Below are 1,515 nucleotides of genomic sequence, written 5' to 3'. Positions count from 1 at the left end.
CTTTTGCCAATAAAATCGCTTGTTCTACCGTGATTTCACGGTCTACTGGAAGAACGTCCGATTTTTTGTACAATTCAGCGTTATAGGGCTCTTTGTTCTTCAAGATGTTATATATTGCAGTTAGCAGCATTCGCGCAATAGCAATAATTGCACGTTTGTGACCTCGACGCTTCTTGAGTTTTAAGTAGCGGTTTCGGATTTCAGGGTGCTTATCACTTTTGACAACGGCGGTTGCACACTGTACTAATAGTGGCTTAATGTAACAGCCTGCTTTTGAAATCCTTACTGACTTTTTCTTGCCAGCACTCTCGTTATTAGTGGGAGTAAGTCCTGCCCAGGAACATAAATGCTTAGCTGTCGGGAACACGTCCATTTTCACACCAATTTCCGAAACCACGGCAATGGCGGAAAACAGGTTTTTAAAGGACGGAACAGTTAAGATGAGGTTGGTTTCTTCTGAGTAGGACTCGGCAAGGGAAAGAATAATGGTTTCAAGAACCGCTTTACAGGAATTTAGGTCTTCATAATGTCGCTGAATGACTTTTAATTTTCCTGCTTGTTCGGGTGTAATCAATCCGTCGATCGCGAGTTCGAGTTCAGGAACCTTCTTCTTCATGGAACCATGGATCAAAGGCTCGATGTCAAAAGAGGTATCAAGCGGATTTTCCAAGAGCTTGTCAATGATGTTCATGGAGCTTTTACCGAAGGTATCTGAAACCACATTGCCAAGCTGAATATTAGAAACCGTTAAGCTGTTTTGAAGTCGATTTTTCTCGCTGGACATAAAATTAGTCAACTTAAACCGATAGCGCATCAGGTCACGAAGCTGTCGGATCGGCAGAGGAGGCATGAAGCTTCCAGCGACAAGATCATGTTTAAACAAATCGGCAATCCATTTGGCATCTTTCTTATCCGTCTTTTTACCACGAATGGCTTTGACGTATTTCGGATGTGCCAGCGTGATGTTGCAGGAATCTTCAAGAACATTAAATATGGGAATCCAGTATTTCCCAGTAGATTCCATACAAACATCTTTGCAGTCATTTTCATTAAGCCATTGTGACAGCTCTTTCAGTCCTTTGGTAAAGGTAGAATAGCGATGGCTTTTGTAGGTGGTAACCCCTTTGTTGTTCGTCGAAGCAATACAGGCAACAACAAAGGTTTTGTGGACATCGATTCCACAACAGATGGGATATACGATTTTTAAACCCATAGGGAGACTCCTTTCTAAGTGTTATAGGGATAGACAGCATTGACTGTTTGTCTGGCAATAAACGAGTAATGTTTATACAAAGATAAGTCTGCGTGCTCGAAGTCACACTTATTTGTGCTTGGAAAGACAAACTACACATATAACAATGCGGTCACCCCATAAAATGAGGCAGCCCACTCACCTCCACGTGATTTGTAGTTTACTGGTATCCCTATGGGTTTAGTGTAATAAAAAGTTCGCTCCAAGCACAACGATTTCATTACGTTTTGTGCCTTGAGCGAAGCGAAAGGAATGGATATAAC

Annotated in this window: 1 protein-coding gene; it reads right to left on the bottom strand. The window is 41.9% G+C overall.

The features are described 5' to 3' along the window. Positions 1-1,213, bottom strand: a 1,213-nt coding sequence (locus DSOL_RS26070) for an IS110 family RNA-guided transposase (protein WP_075367596.1), incomplete at its 3' end; no start/stop codon positions are given. Between the last annotated feature and the right edge of the window lie 302 nt (positions 1,214-1,515).

It is taken from the genome of Desulfosporosinus metallidurans, assembly GCF_001936615.1.
Classification (GTDB): Bacteria; Bacillota; Desulfitobacteriia; order Desulfitobacteriales; family Desulfitobacteriaceae; genus Desulfosporosinus; species Desulfosporosinus metallidurans.
This window is presented reverse-complemented; position numbering and strand designations above follow the sequence as displayed.